General features: G+C 36.9%; 11 protein-coding genes. 5 read left to right on the top strand and 6 right to left on the bottom strand.

Annotated features, from left to right (window positions below; translation table 11 throughout):
- Positions 1–7 precede the first annotated feature (7 nt).
- The gene (locus IPK35_04730) at positions 8–3,136 is read right to left on the bottom strand and encodes a SusC/RagA family TonB-linked outer membrane protein (GenBank protein MBK8052591.1); all 3,129 of its coding nucleotides are present in this window, start codon (positions 3,134–3,136) and stop codon (positions 8–10) included.
- 290 nt (positions 3,137–3,426) lie between these two features.
- On the opposite strand from IPK35_04730, the gene IPK35_04725 reads away from it, so the two are divergent.
- The 4 genes from IPK35_04725 (at position 3,427) to atpC (ending at position 8,188) form a co-directional block, all read left to right on the top strand.
- A complete protein-coding gene (locus tag IPK35_04725; GenBank protein ID MBK8052590.1) occupies positions 3,427–4,584 on the top strand; it encodes a threonine synthase in 1,158 nt (385 codons plus the stop codon).
- A gap of 562 nt (positions 4,585–5,146) precedes the next feature.
- Complete coding sequence (tnpA, locus tag IPK35_04720) at positions 5,147–5,608, top strand: IS200/IS605 family transposase (GenBank protein ID MBK8052589.1); 462 nt, start codon at positions 5,147–5,149, stop codon at positions 5,606–5,608.
- A 782-nt stretch (positions 5,609–6,390) separates the two neighbouring features.
- Entirely contained in the window at positions 6,391–7,911 is a 1,521-nt protein-coding gene (locus tag IPK35_04715) for a F0F1 ATP synthase subunit beta (protein MBK8052588.1), read from the top strand.
- Between the two features lie 28 nt (positions 7,912–7,939).
- Positions 7,940–8,188: an ATP synthase F1 subunit epsilon gene (gene atpC / locus IPK35_04710; protein ID MBK8052587.1), complete on the top strand. Its 249-nt coding sequence runs from the start codon at positions 7,940–7,942 to the stop codon at positions 8,186–8,188.
- A 560-nt stretch (positions 8,189–8,748) separates the two neighbouring features.
- On the opposite strand, the gene IPK35_04705 is transcribed toward atpC, so the two are convergent.
- The 3 genes from IPK35_04705 to IPK35_04695 are packed head-to-tail and all read right to left on the bottom strand — an operon-like array spanning position 8,749 to position 11,180.
- The gene (locus IPK35_04705) at positions 8,749–9,438 is read right to left on the bottom strand and encodes an ATP-binding cassette domain-containing protein (protein MBK8052586.1); all 690 of its coding nucleotides are present in this window, start codon (positions 9,436–9,438) and stop codon (positions 8,749–8,751) included.
- Positions 9,431–10,378, bottom strand: a complete 948-nt coding sequence (locus IPK35_04700) for a hypothetical protein (protein MBK8052585.1) — start codon at positions 10,376–10,378, stop codon at positions 9,431–9,433. The genes IPK35_04705 and IPK35_04700 overlap by 8 nt, the downstream gene beginning before the upstream one ends.
- A gap of 49 nt (positions 10,379–10,427) precedes the next feature.
- Positions 10,428–11,180 carry a tetratricopeptide repeat protein gene (locus IPK35_04695; protein MBK8052584.1) on the bottom strand — a complete coding sequence of 251 codons (753 nt, stop codon included), beginning with the start codon at positions 11,178–11,180 and terminating at the stop codon, positions 10,428–10,430.
- 731 nt (positions 11,181–11,911) lie between these two features.
- On the opposite strand from IPK35_04695, the gene IPK35_04690 reads away from it, so the two are divergent.
- Entirely contained in the window at positions 11,912–20,128 is an 8,217-nt protein-coding gene (locus IPK35_04690; GenBank protein ID MBK8052583.1) for a DUF11 domain-containing protein, read from the top strand.
- Positions 20,129–20,370: 242 nt separating this feature from the next.
- On the opposite strand, the gene IPK35_04685 is transcribed toward IPK35_04690, so the two are convergent.
- The gene (locus tag IPK35_04685) at positions 20,371–21,024 is read right to left on the bottom strand and encodes a hypothetical protein (GenBank protein MBK8052582.1); all 654 of its coding nucleotides are present in this window, start codon (positions 21,022–21,024) and stop codon (positions 20,371–20,373) included.
- Positions 21,021–22,508, bottom strand: a complete 1,488-nt coding sequence (locus IPK35_04680; GenBank protein MBK8052581.1) for an AAA family ATPase — start codon at positions 22,506–22,508, stop codon at positions 21,021–21,023. The genes IPK35_04685 and IPK35_04680 overlap by 4 nt, the downstream gene beginning before the upstream one ends.
- Positions 22,509–22,572: the final 64 nt, after the last annotated feature.

Raw genomic sequence — 22,572 nt, 5'->3', positions numbered from 1 at the left:
TGAAATATTATTTTCCAATGGATGCTTTCAGTCCTACACTAAACCCTCTGGGGGTTGAAGCACCAAAAAAGTCCATACCAAAAGATCCAACTCCTGAAGTAGCCCCATTATTGGCATTGACACCAGGATCGGCACCTGAATAATTGGTAAATATGGCAAGATCTGTACCAGAGATAAAGGCGGAAAGATTTTTAAAATATTTGGAAGGCGGAAAATTATATCTCAAAATTACTTCCCGTATTCTCAACCACTTGATATCTTTCTCAACAAAATTACTTGCATACAGTCTTCCATCTGAGTAATAATTTGAAAAGTATGGGTCAACTGTTATGGTGTTGATGGTGGGATTAGCGGTATTTTGCAATCCATCATTTAAAACTCCCGGTACTATGATCAGCTTTTCTCTGTCCAAAGTTCTTGTACTCACACCTCTGAGCACCATGGCATATTCTGTACCGTTGACTATGTCTCCACCGATTCTGAAATCTGTATTGATGGTCAAAGATAATTTTTTGTACCTGAAAGTATTCAGGAAGCCTCCTAACAGGTCAGGATTTCTGTCCCCGATTTTGATATAAGCAGGATTGGAGAGTAAAGGGACCCCCGATGATGGGTCTATAAGTATTTGTCCGTTATTATTTCTTTGGTAATCATTGCCTGTAATCGTGGTTGTAGTGCCACCTGGTACAATACCATTTCTGAAAGCACTGACCCAAGAATCAGAATTATAGTATTCGGGAATATTGGATGGTAAATTTTTTACAACATTTCTTGTGCCTGCTCCATTTAAATTAACTTCCCAACCAAAATCTTTGCCCCAGATTGGCTTTCCTGTGATGACTAATTCCATGCCTCTGTTGCGTGTATCAGCCACATTGAGTGTAGATAAAATAAATCCTGTTCCATAACTCAGCCTTACCAATCGGACTATTTGACCTATGTTGTTGGTATTGTAATAACTGTAATCAAATCCAAGTCGGTTGTTAAAAAAGTTTAATTCTGTGCCTATTTCAAAAGTTTTTTGCCGTTCAGGTTTGATATCCTTATTGTTATTGGTAAATCCAAGCCCAACTCCACCACCACTTGAGGTTTGTATTACATACACAGATTGAGATCCATATGGCTGTATATCTTTTGCAGTTTCTGCGTATGAAAATCTTATTTTACCAAAATCAAATGTTTTTGAATCAGGTGCTAAAAGTTCGCTAAATACAATCGATATTCCTGCAGAAGGATAAAAAAATGACCTTGACTGTTCTGGTAGTGTAGAGGTAAGATCTCTTCTCCCTGCCACATTGAAATACAACCATCTGTCATAATTAAAACTGTACTCAAAGAATTGGCCGACCAATCTTCTGATACGCAAAGTATCACGACCAACAGTTCTGCTATTGGCGTAAGTTGCTGAATCAATTCGTGCAAATGTTTGATCCAGTGTTGCAAAAGTCGGATCAAATTTTTCAGTAGGTGTTCTTAACTTTTGACCTCGTTCAGAAAAAAACTTGGTTTCGAAATCATCTACAGCAGCGCCTATTCTCAAGGTATTCTCTATTTTACCAATATTTTTCTGTAATGAAGCATAAGTAACACCACTAAAACCCAGATATTTTTCAGTATACTTTTCTATCTGCCCACCTTGAGTATAATAGGTATTACTTTCAGGATGATTAAAAGTGAAGCCTAAAGTATTGTATTGATCTATAGACCCTCTGGCAGTGACTGACAACCAATCCGACACTTTATAAGTACCGGATAAATTATAATTGAATCTGTCTGTCTTGTCCTGAGACTTATCATTGTTTACCTGCCAGTAAGGATTATCTAATTCTGCAAATCCTGTATCATCAAAATATCTTCTTCTGGTACCATCATCTTTTATATAATTTTTTGCATCATCTGTTACAGGCCAATATAATAATGCCTGTAAAAAGCCACCTGCTCCCCTTAAGGTTTTGAAATTAGTAGATTTAGTATAAGCCGCAGTCCCTGAAATATCTAATTTTTTGTTGGGTGAAATGTAGGACACTGTACCTCTGCCATTGTACCTGTTGTAACCTGTGGTAGGTACTGTGCCTTCCTGATTTACTGAACTTAGAGAAATTCTGTAAGAAATACCTTGTTTTCCTCCTTCAAAATTTAAGTTATGTCTCATAGTCAAAGCATCTTGAAAAAATCCTTTTACATTGTCATATACCTGAATTCCTTCCGGAATTCTTGGCCCAAATGCAGACATCGTTCTTGAATCAGCACTACCTTGTATACCAAGCCCAAATAAAGTTTGTACTTTAGGAAATCGGATGGTTTGATCTATTCTGAAATTATTGTCATAATTTATCCTTAAAGATCCTTGTTTCCCCTTTTTTGTAGTGATGACTATTGCCCCACTACCGGCATCAATACCATATAAGGCAGCAGCTTCAGGACCTTTCAATATAGTCACACTTTCTATATCATTAGGATTTAAATCGGCAATCCTGTTTGTAAAATCATCACCTCTGTTTGATCCTTGTGACACAAGATTATTTTGGTCAACGACACTATTCTGAACAGGAAGTCCATCTACAATAAATAATGGAGAATTATTTCCACTCAGAGAGTTGATTCCTCTAAGCACAATTTGTGTTGAAGCTCCAGGCGCACCACTTGATATGTTAGTTGTCAAACCGGCTACTTTTCCTGTCAAGGAGTTTAAAAAGTTTTCTCTGACAGTTTCTGCAATATCATCGCCTTTAATTGATGCTGCTGCGTGAGTTAAGCCCCGTTTCTCTTTTGTGATACCAAAGGCTGTAATGACTACCTCTTCGATTTTTTGTGAAGTGGATGTAAGGAAAACATTCATTGTATTTCCATCACCGACTACATTTTCTTTTTCCTCATACCCTAAGTATGAAAATAAGATAACATTTCCTTTCGATGCTTTGATGGTGAAGTTTCCATTAACATCTGTAATAGTGCCGGTCTGATCTGCTTTATTGACAATATTAACCCCAATTAAAGGTTCATTTACGGCTCCTCCAGAACGTACAACTCCCTTAATTTCTTTTACTTGCGCGGTTAAACCCTGCCCTACCGTTACCATCAATAACACCAGACAAAAGTTTTTGATTTTACCAAGTATAAAAAGTCTCTTAGTCATAAAAAATGTATTTGAAATGATTGATAATAAATATGTTAAGAAAATATCTAAGTGAATTCCCTTAATAAAACGTTAAAATTATAAAATATAAACGAATCTAAATAATATTTTGTCCTAATATTCACATATTTTTTTGCAAAACGGATAGGTGTTTGGAATTTTTAATTATCAAAATTGGAAATTTTGAATGACGATTTGCGTATTGACTCTGAGTATAATTTTTATCTTTGAAGCTTGTTACATCATCGCCCGATCACGATAATTTTTAACCTTTACCATAACCAACAATAATGTCTTACTACTCACATCTTGAATGTCATCAGTGTGGTGAAAAATATGATAAAACTATCATCCACAGTTATTGTAAAAAATGTACACAACCGCTGACAGCAAAATATTCCCTTCATCCAGGTATCCCAAAAGAGATCATCAGAAAAGAGCAGTCTGGTATGTGGCGATACGCTGACCTGCTACCTATAGAAGATGAAAAAAATATAGTAACACTTGGAGAGGGATGGACTCCCATGCTTGACCTCATAAAAACTGCCGCGGCATCTGGTGTGTCAGTGGTGTATATGAAGGAAGAGGGGTTAAATCCCACCGGATCATTTAAAGCCAGAGGTATAGGTATGGCCGTCTCCAAAGCTAAGGAACTGGGCATCAAAACATTTTGTATTCCTACGGCAGGCAATGCCGGTAGTGCATTGGCAGCATATGTGGCAGCAATGGATGGTGAATCCTTTATTTATATGCCTGAAGCCACACCTCGGGTTTTTCAGTTGGATTGCGAAGTGATGGGTGCCAAAGTGACCAAAATCAATGGAAGCATAAGGGATGCAGGTCTTGCGATGGCAAGTGATAATGCAGAAGGGCGGTGGTGGGATATCACTACTCTGAAAGAACCCTTCAGGCTCGAGGGCAAAAAGACTATGGGATATGAGATAGCCGAACAATTGAACTGGTCACTTCCCGACGTCATCATCTATCCTACAGGAGGAGGTACCGGGCTAATAGGGATTTGGAAAGCCTTTCAGGAAATGCTCGAGATGGGATGGGTCACACATATACCCACAAGGATGGTGGCTGTGCAGACTGTAGGGTGCAATCCGGTAGTCAAAGCATTTGAAGCCGGTCAGGGTTTTTGCGACCTCTGCGAAAACCCTCAAGAAACTATAGCCAATGGATTGCGTGTACCCAAAGCTTTTGGCGATCGTCTCATCATGAAAACGATTTATGAAAGTAAGGGAATTGCACTGGACGTATCAGAGGAAGATATGAAATCCGCTATTTATGAATTTGGCAAGTCAGAAGGTATTTTTTTATCACCTGAAGGTGCAGCTGTGTACTCAGGATTTACTAAACTTGTCCGGAGTGGATTTATCGGCCCCAAAGACAAAGTTGTACTGATCAATACAGGCTCACCGTACAAATATGTGGAGAATTTGTAAGGACGAAAAGGGAAGCGGAGGGTGGAAAATAGAAGAATGGTACGAATAGAAAAGATATCAGGGCTACGCCCCTATGAGCATGAGTTTTTAACAAAGGACGTAGCCCTGACATCTTCGTAGGAGTAACATGTATGAATAATAAAGAGGTCGTATATCATGTACGAATAATACATGATTTTGTAACAAAGGGGCGTTAGCCCTATTATCTTCGTAATATAAAAACATAAACATAAGAATAAAAGGGGCGTAGCCCTGACATCTAATAAACAATGGTACGAATAGAAAGATATCAGGGCTACGCCCCTACGCTGGTGTATTGAATTATTTTTCTACGAAGATATTAAGGCTACACCTCTATTAGCATGATTTTTTAACAAAGGACGTAGCCCTGACATCTTCGTAGGAGCAACATGTATGAATAATAAAGAGGGTGTATAATATGTACGAATAATACATGATTTTGTAACAAAGGTGCGTTAGCCCTATTATCTTCGTAATATAAAAAACCTAAACATAAGAATAAAAGGGGCGTAGCCTTGACATCAAATAAAACATATTTCTAATGGCAAATACATACACACAACTTTACACTCAATTCGTCTTTGCGGTACAAGGACGAAAAAATCTAATCAAAGAATCATTCCGCGATGAATTAGAAAAGGTAATATGTGGCATTGTTACAAATCATAAATGTAAAACATACGCTATCTATTGCAATCCTGACCATACCCATATTTTTGTAGGTATGCACCCAACAATTTCGCCTTCTAATTTGATGGAACAGGTTAAATCTGGCTCTTCAAAGTGGATCAATGATAAAAAACTAATCCTTGGTAAATTTAGTTGGCAAGACGGATACGGAGCATTTACATATTCCAAATCACATATTGACAATGTGGTGAAATACGTATTAAATCAACCTAATCACCATAAAAAGCAATCATTCAAAGATGAATATCTATTGTTGCTTCATAAATTTGATATAGAATATGATCCAAAATATTTATTTGAATGGTACGATTAGAAATAGATGTCAGGGCTACGCCCCTACGCTGGTGTATTGAATTATTTTTCTACGAAGATATTAAGGCTACACCTCTATTAGCATGATTTTTTAACAAAGGACGTAGCCCTGACATCTTCGTAGGAGTAACATGTATGAATAATAAAGAGGTCGTATATCATGTACGAATAATACATGATTTTGTAGCAAAGGGGCATTAGCCCTATTATCTTCGTAATATAAAAACATAAACATAAGAATAAAAGGGGCGTAGCCCTGACATCAAATAAACAATGGTACGAATAGAAAGATATCAGGGCTACGCCCCTACGCTGGTGTATTGAATTATTTTTCTACGAAGATATTAAAGCTACACCTCTATTAGCATGATTTTTTAACAAAGGACGTAGCCCTGACATCTTCGTAGGAATAACATGTTTGAATAATAAAGAGGGTGTATAATATGTACGAATAATACATGATTTTGTAACAAAGGGGCGTTAGCCCTATTATCTTCGTAATATAAAAACATAAACATAAGAATAAAAGGGGCGTAGCCCTGACATCAAATAAAACAATGGTACGAATAGAAAGATATCAGGGCTACGCCCCTACGCTGGTGTATTGAATTATTTTTCTATTAAGATATCAGGGATACGCCTCTTCTTAAAATTCAAAAATATGCCCATAAAAAATTTATTCTAAATCATATTTCAAAATTCGTAATTTAGTGGAATTAAGTTTATCTTTGCGGCAAATTTTAAAAACCATCCTTATTTACATAAATAAATTCATTACAAATCATGGCTAACATAGGGCATATTAAACAGATCATCGGACCGGTTGTAGACGTAAGTTTTGCAGGAGAAAACAGTAAACTTCCAGACATCCTGAATGCATTATCAATAACAAGAAACAACGGAGAGGTACTCATCCTTGAAGTGCAGCAGCATCTTGGAGAAGATAGTGTCAGAGCTGTTTCCATGGACTCCACAGACGGTCTTACCAGAGGATTGGAAGTGTTGGATTTAGGAGCTCCGATAGCCATGCCTGTAGGAGATCAGATCAAGGGAAGGGTTTTTAATGTAGTAGGCGAACCTATAGATGGTCTGATGGCATTAGATAGAAAAAGGACATATAGTATACACAATAAACCACCGCGGTTTGAAGATCTTTCGACTGAAAAGGAAGTATTATATACAGGAATCAAGGTAATAGATCTGATCGAACCTTATTCAAAAGGTGGAAAAATTGGGTTGTTTGGTGGAGCCGGTGTAGGAAAGACAGTATTGATTCAGGAACTGATCAACAACATTGCCAAGGGATATGATGGAATTTCTGTATTTGCAGGAGTAGGGGAGCGTACACGTGAAGGAAATGACCTACTCCGCGAGATGCTTGAGTCAGGTATCATCAACTATGGTGAAGATTTTATGCATTCTATGGAAGCTGGTGGTTGGGACTTGTCAAAAGTAAGTACTGAAAAACTGAAAGAATCCAAAGCTACCTTCGTATTCGGTCAGATGAATGAACCTCCGGGAGCACGTGCAAGGGTGGCACTTTCAGGACTGACATTGGCAGAATATTACAGAGATGGTGATATGACTGATCCCAATGGCGGAAGAGACATTCTTTTCTTTATCGACAATATATTCAGATTTACTCAAGCGGGCTCAGAAGTGTCAGCGCTACTCGGAAGGATGCCGTCAGCAGTAGGATATCAGCCTACCTTAGCAAGTGAGATGGGTTCTATGCAGGAACGTATCACATCTACTAAGAGAGGGTCTATCACATCAGTGCAGGCAGTATATGTACCTGCGGATGACCTTACAGACCCTGCTCCGGCGACTACATTTGCACACCTTGATGCCACCACAGTACTGAGCAGAAAGATAGCTTCTTTGGGTATTTATCCTGCGGTAGATCCATTGGACTCGACATCAAGAATTCTTGATCCCGCTATCATCGGTGATGAGCATTACAACTGCGCACAGCGAGTAAAAATGTTACTTCAGAGATATACAGAACTACAGGATATCATAGCCATCCTGGGTATGGAAGAACTTTCTGAAGAAGATAAATTTGTGGTGTACAGAGCCAGAAAAGTACAAAGATTTTTGTCACAACCATTCCACGTAGCAGAACAGTTTACCGGTATTCCGGGAGTATTGGTTCCGATTGAAGATACTATCAAAGGATTCAATATGATCATGGATGGAGAGCTGGACAAATATCCTGAAGCTGCATTCAACCTCAAAGGGAAGATAGAAGATGTGGTGACAGCAGGCGAAAAAATGTTGGCAGATGCTGAAGCAAATGCATAAGTTTTATTGAACAATTAGTAATCCATCTATGAATATTTTAGTTTTAACACCCGAAAGGGAAATATTTAAAGGAAAGGTAACTTCTGTGAAAGTACCCGGAATAAGCGGACAGTTTGAAATCCTGACTAATCACGCACCGATTGTGGCAGCACTGGGGGAAGGTGATGTGCGTATTCTGGATGATAAAGGCGAAAAGAAGATATTCAAAATCAAAAAGGGCTTCATCGAAGTATTAAAAAATGAAATTTCACTTTTAGTACAAGGAGTAAAGGAGTAAGTATGTAGTATTTTACCTTTAAATCATAAATCGAGCCTGAATGCAAGTGGATTGTATTCAGGCTTTTTTATACCAAATAGAAAATTGATTGTGAAAATATTCAATCATAATGATTTAATTTACAATACATTATGATTAATATTTTTTGGAAAATATTTTCAGTCCACTACAGTAATCACACTGAAAACTATTTACAAATATGCTTTAGGGTTCAATTAAGTTCAAATTTTAGACTCAGAACAAATTGGGTTGAGAAAAATCAATGATTAAGCAAATCGGGTGTATCCCATTTTTCATTCAATCGTTGTAAAATTCCTTTTGTCACAACTGTTGAATTAACCCAACAGTTTCCAATCAATGTAAAGTCCGTATAATTTGACAAAGTAGGATTAAAGTGCAATTTTGTGATACACTCAACAAATCAAAACTCCAACATACCTAAATATCTATCAGATTTTACTCCATTTCATATTTATTTTATAGTAAACAGAAAATATTGTGCGAAAAATTTAAATCACAAGTTATTAATTTTCAAATAATTGTGATTTAAATTTTGCAAATCATTTTCTGTTGGGTATATCTAATTGCGAAAGTTTATTGGCCATATTTGTTTGTAATGCGGACTGTAGTAGGCCAAACTCATCACTTCTGTAGTGATCTATATTTGAATACTCTGTGATGTGATATATATTTTCACTGACATCTGTGATGGTAGACAATATGTGAGAAGAAAGAATTATAATTTTCTCGCTTTTATCAGATTTGATGATATGTTTGATGATTTCATTTCCGTCCAGATCTACACCGTTGTAAGGTTCATCAAGGATGATTACAGGCTTATGGAGTGCAAAAAGGGCTGAAAAAGCCAGTTTTTTTCTCATACCGGTGGAGTAATTATCTACAAGCTCATCAAGTGGCAGATCCATAAAACTGGCATAGTGCCTGGATTTCATTTTTTCAACATCGGTTGAAGCTACGATTTCAAGATATTCCCAACCTTTCATGTATGGATAAAAGTATGGTTCGGTCGGCATAAATGAAATATCAGATGGTTTTAATCTTTGCTCTCTTAGATTTATTTCCCCACTTTGCTGATTATATATCCCTGTCATGATACGGAATAATGTGGTCTTTCCGACTCCGTTTTTTCCAACAATTCCAGTGATCTGACCTTCCTCAAAAGAGAGTCCGATATCGTTGAAAATACTTTTTTTGCCAAAGGCAAATGATAGATTTTTAATTTTAAGCATATAATGATTGCAGGTTGTATTTGGCTCTGAAATACTTTATCATACAGTACACCATTGTTATTAATACACCACCCGGGAGGATCATCAGCATTGTCAGCAGTCCGCTGGTATTCTGACCAAATCCTGAAGAATGTATAGGTGTATAACCCGCATATTTTATTGATATGTTCATCAAAATAGCCGTCATAAGACATATAATGCAATACAATATAATCCAAATCGTATCAAAATGAAATATTAATGTGGTCAATGTCTGCAATCCTACAAATAAAAGAAATAAAAAAATGTATGAAAGCACTTTGTCTTGCAAAAAATCTTGTCGCCAGTATAGCATTTCTCTGCTCTCATATGGTCTGAACATCTCGGGCAGCATCATTGATATAACAAATATCCAGAATATATAAAATCCTATATGAAAATAAGATACAAAACCTAATAACCATATTATTATCCAAAGGACACCACCTGACTCCACATGAAATTTAAATTCAAAATACTTTACCTTGATAAAATGTAATGCTATTTTGTTCGATCCTGTAGTTTTAGGCTTGATGGCAGGTGAAATGATACCGATCAATATACACGTTGAAATGATAAAAAAAATGAGCGTATAATGACCGATAAAACCTTGAAAAATTAAGATCGGCAAAGTCAAAATGAAGTACTCAATCATTACGAACAACTGTACATGCCTTCTATTCGGAAAAATAGACATTAAAAACAGTTTGTCTTTTCTGATGTAATCCAACGAGAATATTAATACCCCGGTAAAAATAACTGAATATAAACTATCGAAACCTAGGATATTATTAAGAGCTGGAAAAAATATGCCAATACCAACAAACAAAAAAACCAATCCTAATCCCCAACCCACGGTACTCAGTAGTCTGAAAACCTGCCTGAAACGAAGTGTAAGAAGACTGATTAATTTATTTTTCATTAAATAAATACTAATTATGAGTCCAATATATGAATATTTTCTTTGAAGGTCATATAAGTGCCATGGTCTCAGTCTTGATCCAACCAGTGTCGCCAAATGGCGAAATCACTAGCATCCATTGACCTAAATTGTCCTTTTTGCGTACCTTAGTACCCGGTGGTAGTGGTGATATTTCTGGGCTTAAGTCATCAGGCCCTGCTTTCAGTTTTGCATCAGGCAGTATGATAATGTATAGACCACTATCCAACATTGTTTTATATCTGCTGTAAGCAGCGAATGTTGAGATTATAAAAAAAGCAAAAGCACCCGCTACTATATATTTCCTGTATTGACGGATTATTGGTAATTTGATGTCCAATAAAATAAACAATCCGGCTCCTGCAAGCATTACAAATGAAAGGATGGCCCAGGTATCAGGCAGCCATAATCCTGAAAAAAATCTCCACCACCTCACTAAGAAAAAATCATCTGATAATTCATCAAGTTCAGGATTGCGTTTTATGATATTACTTAATTCAGTTTTAAGTACTTCGTCGTTTGGCGTGATTTTCAACGCTTTCTCATAATAAAGTATAGCATGTGCATCATTTTTTAATTGAGCGTGAATCCTTGCCATGTTGGTATATAGACCTGCACCGACATACCCAAGATTTTCTGTCTTTTTATAAGCTTCGAGGGCTTGTGGATACAATCCTTTTTTGAACGCATCATTACCGGCGATAAGATGATCTTTTTGTCCAATGCCGGTATTAATACTAAACATCCAGACTATCAATACCATTGGAACGTGTAAAATCTTCAATTTTGAAATCATAAATACCAAATTGTTTAATCTTAAACGGTTTTTGGCAAATTATTGTTCTGAAGAGAGCAACTGAGTGTGTATAACAAATTGCACTTTTTCAGTGTTCTTTTTAATAAACGGTAAAAACGTGGTTGAATTGGCGTGGGTCGTCTCATGCGTAGCTTGACAAGCTCTTTAGGGAATGAGGGTAGCGAGGGAATTTAAGTATTTGTGCAGTTTGTTATACACACAAAAGTAACTGTTTAGGTGCTTAGTCAAATGAATAGTTTTTGTCACGATTTTTGCAACTTTCAGGCAAAAATAGCGCCAAAACTAAGAGTTCCATTCTTTTAACGACGGGCTTTACCCGTCGTTACTAATATTTTGCCCCTACAGGGCAATGACCTAAATAGTTGCGCGAAAAAAGTGAAATACAAGCTTGAAGTATATCTTTTGACAATTTGTATAGTAAAATTGCAATCTTCGTATTTAATTAATAATCAATCAAATATGCATTATCGCTTAATATTAATAAAATAATACACATTAATTATTTTAGTGATGTGTAAAATGTTTTAAAACTATGTATTATGATTCGAAGTGTCAAAAATATTTCAATTCAAAACTAGTAATTATGAGTAACTTACACTGATCTGGTTATATTTGATATATTCTTTTTTTTTAATGTTTGGCATAGATTTTGTTTATTTTATCAAAGTAGAATGTTCCCAAAGCTAAATACAGTCATAATGAACCTCAGAATTACTCCCAAAAACAATTTCTATTATACTATTTTTATTGTTTTTTTTATATGCTCCATTGGTTTTGGCCAGGGAGTAATTTGCGATTGCAAGCCTGTAATGAAATTCCTTACGGAAGATTGTGTCCGGCAGACCAGTGAGACTGAATTAGGGTATTACATATATTCTAAACCCATTGCTTCCGGAGCTGGTGTCAAATGGGTCAAAGTATTTGAAGATGGAAAGTTAGTAGTGGACAAAGAAGTGGTTTTTAATGCTGAAGGTTTTTTCAGTGATGTTATCAGTATTGTTCCGGTAAAAGATGCGATATACCAATTAGAGTTTCACTGTGACAAAGGCAAGTGCTACTCTTCCGTGTCACAAAAGCTAAGAACGATGCCAAAATATGAAATCTTGACTAAAGATATCAGTTGTCACGGCAAGATTGATGGCGAGACCAAGCTGATGCCTGAATCTCTGGCAGGCATGGACCTGGTATGGGAGTCCGGAGAAAAGAAAAGTTTTGTTTCTGGTATGCATTTTGGTGACTACCATGTTACGGTAGAAAATTCTAATGGATGCAAAGAAATCAAAAATTTTTATATCAAAGAGCCAAAACCACTTAGCATCGAGCCCAAATTTTTGTCATTTGTTGAAGATGATAAAGTTTTTCATTGTATAAAAGCGGAAGTAAAAGGTGGTCAAGCATCTTACCTTTATGATTGGGATGATAATGGACTAGGTCTCTGGGAAGACAAAAGTCATATCATTTGCTCAGTGGATGCAATGCATAAGTTGAATGTGATGGATCAGAATGGATGCGTCATCACCAAGGAAATTAAATTTGAAAAAACAGCACCTAAAAATTGGAAAGTCAATGATGTGACAATCCAAGCTGAAAATGAAATCGAAGACGGGAAGTATACTTATGATCTTACTAAAGCTTTAGACATTGCATTTGGTGATATGGATGGAGATGGATTGGATGGAAGTATATTTGATGTAGCATTTTATGTTGATGCAAATATGTCTTCAAAAATTCAAAGGATCGATGAATATATAAGTGATAAGGAAACCAAAATATTTGCTTTAGTTAGTTCTGCATCTGGGTCAGCTCGAAGTAGTATTCTTTTAGATCCATTAGCCCCAGAATTTTGTTTGAGAATTTCCGAAGCATGTGATAATAGTCCACCTGTAGAGTTGATGCCCATATCGTGTACATCATCCTTACCATTTCCAACTGGAGGAACTTACAGAGCAGTAAATGCTTCAGTTGGTCCTTTGAATGGTAGAGACGAATCGGCAAGAATTCAGGGACCAGATGCATTGGGCAAATTTTACTTCAATCCGATCAATGGTAGTGGTAATTATACAATATATTATACCGTTGGTAGTACAGAGTATGAAGCTCTTTTTGATGTTCAGGCTATTAATCCACAGTTCAGACCTTCGACAATTCCAATTTGTGGTAATTTTCCAACCTTTGAACTCAGAGCCAATCCTATAGGCGGTATGTTGTCCGGGCCAGGAACTCAATTAGGTTTTAGAGATGTAGGTACCAATAGATTCTTTATAATTGACAGTACAGGTTTGGATATAAATGTGCCTTACACATATTTTTATCAGTATACCCAAAACAATGCTTCAGGATTGACCTGTACTAAAGTAGCTCAAACCACAGTTACTATTTTAGACTTCCCAAGAGTGAGTATCAATACTTTTGATCAGCAAGTATGTGAAAAAGAAAGTATAAATCTTAGTTCAACATCAAACTCGACTGATGGTTCGGCATCTTTGACGTATACATGGTTTTTTAGGCCAAATGGTGGTGTTGCATCAATCATAGGAAATACACCAAATATAAGTATTGATGAAGTAAATCTGTCTGGAAGATATATTGTAGAGGTGAGACAAAACAATCTATGCAGCAACAGAGATTCTGGTTTAGTTCAAGTCTTCGAGCTCCCTAAAGTAAATTCAGAAGTACTCTCAGATGTCACCTGTTTCGGAGTGAGTAGTGCTCGAGTCAATCTATCTGTCGAAAATGTTACCAATTACACTGGGTACACCTTTACTTGGAGAGGAAAAAGAACAGGTCAAATATTTATAGGAAGAGAACAATCCAATCTACCTGCAGATTCTTTTTTGATTGCAGTGACGACTCCTCCACTTACGGTAGGTGGTCTTCAGTGTACATTAAATGATACTGTAGTTATCAGATCTTTCCCTTCCATAGGAATTGTGTGCTCACCTAGAGATGTCACAGTATCATGTTTTGGTGATATGAATATTTCCAGAAATATTAGTGTAAGCCCTTCAGCTACAGGACCATTTAGATATAGTCTTAGCAGCAAAAATGGACCTTGGCAAACTTCTTCTATGTTTACTGGTCTTGGAGTAGGAAATGATCCATTGGTATTATCTAGAGATTATAAAGTATATGTACAAGATGGAAATGGATGTATAGATAGTTGTGATTTTACTATATTCCAACCCCAAAGATTATCCTGTTCACTTAATAAAACAGACCTAACATGCTTCCAGAACGAAAGTGGTAGTGTGACTGCTACAGTGTCAGGAGGTACAGCTCCATTCAGGTATGCATGGAGCAATGGTACATCTGAAGGTCCGGTATCAAGTACATCATCCATGATCAATGGACTTGCAGCAGGTACATATGGCCTTACTGTTACAGATGCCAATAATTGTACTACTACTTGCTCAATCACCGTAAATCAGCCTACAAGTATATCTCCAAATGCAAGTCCAGTGAGTGTATGTTTGGATCATACTACTCAAGTCATAGCAAATCCAACTGGTGGGACGGGTCCATATAGATATAACTGGACGCTTCAAAATGGTGGATCGACAGGTGCATTGCCTGCAGCTTTGACAGGAACAACAGACGACAACATTCAGGATTTTGACGCATGGTGTTTGACGCCAGGCGTGGCAACACTTCGCTTACTAGTTACTGATAATAATAATTGTACTAAAAGTGCTGATGTCATAGTGACATTAAGTCCATGCTTCGATCTTGCCATCAGAAAAACCCTGAAAAACCCCAATCAGTTGTATTACCCCGGAGATCTGGTGGCGTACAACATCGAAGTATTTAATCAAGGAGAGGTAGATGCCATCGATGTGATAATCAGGGACAGCTTAGATCAAAATCTTAGCTATACACTGGCTACCAATACGATATCCATGACAGGAAACCCTACGACGTGGGACTCAGTCAACGCACGTGTACTGACCACCCGTATTCCTTCCTTGCCATCCGGACAGAAAGATACTTTAGTGGTGTTTTTGCGGATAGCTGACAATCCTTCCAACCCGATCATGCGCAATAATGCGTGGATCTCGTCTGCAAAAAGTAGGGTAAACGGAAGGACTAAAGAAGATCCAATAGATGAAGATAAACTCCCACCCGGTATTCCACCTGGTTTTCCGCCTAACGATCCTCCGAATGAGAGACAGCATGATATATGCGACGAATCAAATCCCGAATATTTTCCGGAGGAGGATGGAAATCCGGATTTAGTTCCTGCAGACCCACCATGTGATAAAGACAATCCTGATGATGAGGATACATTTGATTATGAGTATGTGTCTATCTGTCAACTCTCAGGTGTCAACAAGATAATGACTCAATGTGTGAGCGGTGCAATTGCACAAAACGGACTTAGGGTCAATACTCCGGCTTTTATGCAAAATTTTGTACCGGACAACCCTAAGGTAGTGGCCTTGTCTGTACATTCGTCTAGGGAAGATGCACGATATGGAATCAATCCTTTAGATACCGTCAAAGTGATGCCGGCATCAAGCCCTGTATCAACATGCCGGTTTAAAAAGATCATCGTCTGTACTGAAAATAATGGCCTTGGAAATGACAAAATTACATGTACAGAAGAGTGCCCTTCATCAGATACAAGTGTGAAATCACTTGAGGTAAATGTAGGATCCAACCTGGCACTCTTTGCAAGAATAATGGATGATTCCACAAAATGTCTGGGCATATCCACGGTCTATTTGGATTTGACGCCACAACCGCAGCTGTCTTCGGTGCCTTCTGATGTCACGGTGTCCGCCGGTGCAGATCATATTTGTCTTGATGTTCAGGTAAATGCCAACCTTTCTACCAATCCTGTCATCCAATGGCAAAAACGAAACAACAATGGTACGTGGGAAGACATTGCAGGTGCTACCACATCAAGCCTTTGTTTTGATGAGGTGACCAATGCACTTCACAGGACTCAATATCGAGCCAATATCAAGCACGGAGCCGATGTCGCTAATGCTTGTCTTCAGTCGTCTGTAGCAGCAGCTATCATTCTCGAAGGAGAATGCGAAGAAGTCTGTAATGAAAAAATCAATGTGAGCTTGGACAGTGATTGTAAGGTGACATTGGAGCCATTTATGGTTTTGGCCTGCGAGTATGATGACCCTCGATATATATTGAAGATCACGGATAAAGATGGAAAAGTCATCGTCAACCCTATTGGCAGTAATTATGTAGGTCAGGAATTGACTGTTCAAGCTATCAATACTACTAATGGTAATTCTTGTTGGGGCAAAGCCTTTATTGAAGATAAGTTGCCACCTGTCATCACCTGTCCTGCCGACTATACCGTGAGTTGTGCATATTCAGGTTTCAATCCGCCAGTCCCTGTATTCGGGGATGCATGCGACCCTGATGCCAAAATCGAAAAAGTCAGTGATGTGTTTACAGAACTGGAGTGCGGAAGAAATGATGGTTTTATAGCCAGAAGAACATTGACCTATATCGCAAAAGACAAATACGGGAATGTATCCCGGCCATGTACATTTAATGTGTGGTATCAAAAAAGAAACATTGGTGCGATAGTATGGCCATCTAACAGATCGTTGACCTGTCGTATTGCACCTTCATATCCGGTTTGGGATACCAATAATAATAATTATCCTGATGTCAGTGAGACCGGAGTACCCACCATCGATGGACACAATATTGCCATTGCCAATAATAACAACACAGTATTGTCAAATTCCTATTGCAAAATCAATGTCACATTTAGTGACACCGAGATTAAGCTTTGTGGCAATAGCTTCAAAATCATTAGGACCTGGACAGCATTGGATTGGTGCAACAGGGAAAGCATGCAGCATACACAATTAATAGAAGTAAAAGACACAGAGGCGCCTATCGTAGATTGCAGATCAACTCATACCTACATCATATATACAGAAAGGTCAAAATGTAGTGCTGATTTTTATGTACCAAGACCTACAAGCATCATGGACTGTAACTCCACGACATGGACAGTAGCTTACCTCCTGGCAGACAACAATGGGCTTGCACCGGCCAACGGTACGTATATATCTGATAATGTAGTGGCCAATGATAGCACATTTACAATAAAAGACTTGCCATTGGGTAGGACCTGGCTGAGATATGCAGTCAAAGATGCGTGCGACAATGTGGCTTACTGTTTTACAGAAGTAGAAGTAAAAGACAATGTAGTACCTACAGCTGTGTGTGATGCATATACAGTGATCAGTCTTGATCGTAATGGCAAAGCCAGACTTTTTGCCAGGACCATTGATGATGGAAGCCATGACAACTGCTCTGAAGTAAAATTTGGAATCAGAAGAATGAACAATAGTTGTGGTGTGCCATCTGATGCAGTCTTTGTCACAAATTACGAAGGAAATAGTTATTACACATTTGTTGACTTTTGTTGTTCAGACCAAATAAATAATCAACAGATGGTAGAGTTGATAGTCATTGATACATCAGGAAATGTTAATACTTGCATGACCGACGTAGAAATCCAACAAAAAATTCTCCCTGTCATTACCTGTCCCGGCGATGTCACCGTAGATTGCGAGGCTGGTACAACACCAACAGCACTGAATTCATTTGCCACCTTTGTAGCAGGGTGTCCTGTTTATTATCTTGATCATTCTGATGTTACCATTAATGGGACATGTGGTGAAAGGACTATCACCAGGACCTGGACTGTCAAAGAGAATGGTACACATAGGGTTGTGTCTTCATGTCCTCAGTCCATTTATGTCAAAAACCTCACACCTTTCGATCTTACAACAGTGATATTTCCTGAAGATAAACTGTTGATAAATAAGTGTAATAGTGCCAATGACTTTAAACCTGAAAACCCTGTTTCCGGAGGATATCCTACGTGGGTCAAGATAGGTTGTGCTCAAGTTGCCGCAACGTACAAAGATGAAGTTTTTGAAAATATAGAAGATGCCTGCTTTAAGATCGTGAGAACATGGACCGTCATTGATTGGTGTACTCATAATATTGCTATACCTTCCACATCACGCAGACATCGGCAAGAGATCAAGGTGATTGATACTCAGAAACCACATGCTATCTGCAGGGATACCATTGTAGAGGTAAAAACAGGTTGTAGCGCAGAGGTGTCTATAAAGGGCAATGGCTCAGACTCATGTACTGCTCCGGATAAACTAAAATACAGATACTCGATCAACGGAAGTACATTTGTAGAATCTCAAAATTTTTCTCAGAATTTATCGATAGGTAATCATAGACTGACTTGGATAGTAGAAGATAAATGCGGCAATAAAGACACTTGCATCCAATCCATTACGCTGGTAGATGTCAAGAAACCGACGCCATATTGTCTCTCTGCAATTTCAACGGTTTTGATGCCAAGTAATCTTAGAGTAAGCATTTGGGCAAAAGATTATGACCATGGTGCTACAGATAATTGTAGTGGACCTCTGCGGTTTACTTTTAGCCCCACACGGCCTCCTTCAGGATTCAATATAAGACATTCTTATACCAATGCATATGGCAATACAGAAACCTGGGATCCTGCAGAAAATTCATCATCTCTTGAATTTACATGTGATAGTTTGGGTCTTCGCCGATTGAGCATCTATGTGTGGGATCAAGCCGGCAACTCAGATTACTGTAATGTTGGGATACGTCTTCAGGACAACTCAGGAAAATGCCCTAATGCCGACGCCATAGTGGTGGAAGGTAATATAACATCAGTAAGTGGGAAACCTATGAGTGGTGTAGTAACAAAAATAATAGAAAATCTCACTAATAAGGACACCACAATTGTCAAATCTGATGTACAGGGTAACTACAGATATGATGTCATGGTGGACAATATGCCATACATGATTTACCCGGAAAAATATGACGACCCTCTTAATGGTATATCCACAGTCGACTTAGTGATGATTCAAAGATCCATTTTAGGTCTTGATGACTTAAATGACAGAAAAATGCAGATGGCGGCTGATGTAAATGGAGATGGAAAAATAACCGCTTCTGATTTAGTGGAATTAAGAAAACTTATTCTTGGTGTCACATCTCAATTACCTAATAACAGATCATGGATTTTTGTCAATGAAAAAGATAACTTGATGAAAGAAAAGGTGGAATTTGTAGCTCATCTTAATGCTAAGTATGAATACAACTTTACCGGAATCAAGATAGGTGATATGAACATGAATGCTCAGGTATCATTGCAGGATGGCAGTCTTCAGAAAAGGAATCAACATCTTTATATGAATGTCACCAATATGAATCTACTTAAAGATGTGGAGAACAAAGTATCTTTCAAAGCAGGAGAAATAAAATCGCTAAATGGATTGCAACTCAGTATCGAGCTTCCAGGCACATCTGAAAACATCCAGTTGATTTCAGACAAATTAATGTTGAATACATCTAACTACCATATTTCAAAATCAAAAAATAAAACGATTCTGAATATATGTTGGAGTAATCATGCAGAAATACAAGTATCGCAGGATGATGTACTCTTTGATTTGACCCTTACTGTGAAGGAGGATGTACATTCCACAAAAGCAGTAACTTTATCGCCATCACATCCAAATAGTGAAGTAGTGGACGGAACGATGGAGTCCAAACCTATTCAGCTGAGATATAAGAATACCTTAGAATCAGTAAGATCTGACGACTTTGTAGTCTATCAAAATAATCCGAATCCATTTGCAGAAAGTACCTCTGTTAAATACTATATCAGCAAAGATGAAATGGTGCAAATGGCGATTCATGATGTTGACGGAAAATTGGTTTACACAGCAAGGATAGATGCGAAGAGCGGTGAAAATGAAGTGATTCTAACCCGAAATCAAATCAATAATAGAACCGGGGTTTTACTTATGACATTGAGTACATCCAAGGATTCAAAGACCATAAAGTTGCTGAACACACAATAGTGTTCCTACGAGTTATCATCAGGGATCTATCCTGAAGAGTATCATAAAGTGCGTAGAAAATATAGAGACCTTTATTCTGAAAGATGCAACAGAATAAAGGTCTCTTTGTATAGTAAAAAGAAAAAAATACATATTGGTTTGTGAAAAATGGTGTCACCAACATCTTGATATTGAGAATAAAATATAATTTGTCGCTTGTAGTCAAATTATGGAATTTTAAACATATTCTGAGTAATTAGTTATCATGAATCAAATAAAAAATGCAAATTATACTCTATCCCAAAACTTCGAATCAACATTGTAAATGGACTTCCTTTGCTGAAATATTTTATTAATTTAACTTTTTCTTTATTTAAAGTTTTTTGATCTTGTATTTCTTCAGCTCTTTTATATTTAGCGATATTTGAAATTACAGATTGTGCTTGCCTTTTTATAGCATCTCTCAATGATGCTGTGCGATATTTAGTTTTTTTATCATGGCCAAAATGTAATCTTTTAAGGAGATGTACTGTATTTTGAGTCTTTTTAGATTGCTCAATTGCAGAAAATATAGGTGTATCATACTCTAAAGGATCAAATCCATAACTAATAAAAGACTCTACATCATGATCTGGATTACAAACATCTAAATATCCATCAGTTGGTGTTTTTCGTGGCTTGATACCATTGCAGATATGGCAAGCTAAAAATAAATTAGTCCAGTTGTACCTTTTGTTGCCAGCTTCATTTTGAGTTTCAAAATGTTCAACATCAAACACGCCCGGATGGGTATCTTTTTTCTCACATAAATAACATTTGTTGCGAAAAACTATACCTAATGCATCTAAGATTTCTATCGTTCTATAGTCATTTGAAATGTTTGGCTCCCTCGCACTAGTTCTATCAGCATTTATCATACTTCTTGAACAGATTTTGTAGCTTTATTTAAGTGCAAATAGATTTCATATCCTAATTCCGGAGATAAGATATTTAACTCTTCATACACTTCTTTAAGTTGCTTTTTCTGATTATCGTTTAGATCTTTTTTCTTCAAAAGTGATTTGGCCTTGTCTAACAACTTTGTAGCTCTCAAGGAATATTCTGAACTAAGCCCAAAATGTTCTTTAGAAATGACGTCATAAGATATACCACCAAGGTCTTCAGTTACCAACTCATGACTTGAAAGGTCGTAAATATTGGCATTCTCTACACTTGTAAGTATTTGTGGAGAGTGGGTGCAAACTATAAATTGTAGCTTAGGAAAAATTTCAACCAATGAAGGTAAGATCTTTTCTTGTAAACTTATATGAAGATGAGCCTCTAATTCATCGATTAATACTATTCCTGCAGGATCTTCGTTTAATCCATTGGTATCTTTGTAGGCTTCTTGTTGAAGGATTATCTCCGCTAATATAAAAATAACACTTCCGTATCCATCTGCCAATTGATTAAAACCAAAAGTCCTTCCTTTTCCCATTTCGAAGTAGAATGATGATGTTTTTAATTCATGTCTCAGTTTAATGTCAGGAGTTTCGAATAAATTTTGAATAAGTTTATCAAATTTTTGAAACCAATTGGTGTGAATATTTGCTAGTTTTTGATCTCCATCAGCTATAGCATATGCTTGTTCTCTTTTCTTTTGAACCAAAAACTGTTGGAAAAATTTACTTACCGAAATATTTGGCTCATTGGTGGTAAAGTTAGATTCAAAGTTTAATACCTCTGTATTTAATTTTTCAATTTGGTTAAGATTATTATCAATCTGAGCTTTGAAATTACTAATATTTAAAAGGATTGATTGAATTTTTTGTTCAGGGTTTGGATCTTCATTTAATATCTTATCTTTTGACTTTTGGTAGTTTTCAATTTGTAAGAAAGCAGATTTATTATTATTTAATAAATTATTGATTAGGGCCCTTTTTGAAATTACATTTTTATTATTGGTATTTAATTGGGTAATGTATTTTTGCTGATCTTGGAGCATATCGAGAAAAGACATTTTCTTATTGGCATCGGCTTTGTCTGAATTAAACCTCCTTTGCGAAGGGATGTAAACAACAAGGTTTTCAGTTTTATCATTTATCTTTTCTTCATCAATATTAAATGATAGCTCTACTTTTGGATGTTTGTACCCCATCTTATCAATTAAAGATTGAATCTCAGATTTTGGTGCTTTTTCTTTGGGTTGTTTAAAATATACCGAAGATGATTTTAGTCCCGACTTTAGGTTTAGTAATTCTTTATAGATACATTTTAAAATTGTTGATTTGCCACTTCCATTTTTTCCGGTTAACAATAAATGTTTAAACTCAATATTTTTACTAGGAAAAATATCAATACTAAAGTGCCTGTCAACATAATTAGTATAAACATAAATCGATTGTAAATACAAATTATCCATTCTATATTTTTTATATTTAACTGCAAATATAATGCAAAATTTTTAACTGTGAAATTAAAGCATC

Source organism: Saprospiraceae bacterium, assembly GCA_016713025.1.
In the GTDB taxonomy this organism is placed as follows: domain Bacteria; phylum Bacteroidota; class Bacteroidia; order Chitinophagales; family Saprospiraceae; genus OLB9.
Note: the sequence above shows the minus strand (reverse complement) of the source record. Positions and strands in the feature narration are given on the sequence as shown.